Genomic DNA, 1,016 nt, shown 5'->3' with positions numbered 1-1,016 from the left:
CAATTTTTGGAGATTTATTTATGCAATTTAGAGAATTTGACTGGGATCAGTCTAAAAGATATTCTAATATAGAGAAGCATGGGATAGATTTTGCGGCTGTTCCTCCTATTTTCGATGGTCACTGTCTAATCAGAGAAGATAATCGCCAAGATTACCAAGAAATAAGGATGTGTTTGCTGGGACAATTAAACGGGATAATCTGTTATGTTGTCTATACTATAAGAGGGGAAACTTGCCGATTGATTAGTGCTAGGAGAGCAAACGAACGTGAGCGAAGAAAGTATCAAGAGAGTATCCCCCAAGATGGGGATTGTTAACACAAAAGAGGAAAGGCAAGATTTAACCGATTGGGAGCGAGTTAAATCGATGAGCGATGCAGAAATCGAGGCTAATGCTTTGTCAGATCCCGATGCGCTCCCTTTTGATGATGATTGGGAAAATGCGGCGATTATTTCTGCTTACAATAAATTAACATCTCAATAATTGCTAAAACTGATAATTGTCTCAGGGTTACTTGTTATGAAAGTTTAATAGACTGTTGTTCAAGAAAATAGTGATAAAATTTTTTGTTAGCTCAAAACAATAAGCAGTTAATCATTTGATAGTAATCATTCCACGTTATCCTCAAATCGAATTACTTAATATTGATTATTTGAACCATATTTTCAAGTCTATGTATATAGGACTGATGATATCTCCATGCTTCTAAAATACTTTGTAATAATTCATCTTTTGAAAAACAACCAGAATCAGCTACATCTTCAATTTGTCTGATTAGATCATCTTCTAACTCCAATTCTAGCATACTCACTTGTTTAGTTGTGTCTGCCATACTTTTATCTATCTAAAAGTTGATGGAACTATCATACCATAGGAACTCAGCACTGTGGTATCTATTAAGCCCCACAATATACCCACATTACACCCATTGCTATGCCTTGCATATATGTATATGTAATACCACCTACTAAATACCCTATTATACCCCCTGTTGTACCTAATCATGAATAAAACCT

At 35.0% G+C, this 1,016-nt stretch carries 3 protein-coding genes; 2 read left to right on the top strand and 1 reads right to left on the bottom strand.

From position 1 onward, the window contains the following. Nucleotides 1-20 precede the first annotated feature (20 nt). Entirely contained in the window at nucleotides 21-317 is a 297-nt protein-coding gene (locus PX636_RS18505) for a BrnT family toxin (protein WP_043995702.1), read from the top strand. Then, nucleotides 304-483, top strand: coding sequence for a hypothetical protein (locus PX636_RS18500; RefSeq protein WP_024970469.1), 180 nt, complete (start codon nucleotides 304-306; stop codon nucleotides 481-483). The genes PX636_RS18505 and PX636_RS18500 overlap by 14 nt, the downstream gene beginning before the upstream one ends. A 151-nt stretch (nucleotides 484-634) precedes the next feature. Here the strand turns inward: PX636_RS18500 and PX636_RS18495 are convergent, their stop codons facing one another. Beyond that, nucleotides 635-832, bottom strand: coding sequence for a hypothetical protein (locus PX636_RS18495; protein WP_041803851.1), 198 nt, complete (start codon nucleotides 830-832; stop codon nucleotides 635-637). Between the last annotated feature and the right edge of the window lie 184 nt (nucleotides 833-1,016).

The organism is Microcystis sp. M53598_WE2 (assembly GCF_030067735.1).
GTDB classification, from domain to species: Bacteria; Cyanobacteriota; Cyanobacteriia; order Cyanobacteriales; family Microcystaceae; genus Microcystis; species Microcystis aeruginosa.
The sequence above is the reverse complement of the archived record's forward strand: the minus strand, read 5'-3'. Positions and strand labels throughout refer to the sequence as shown.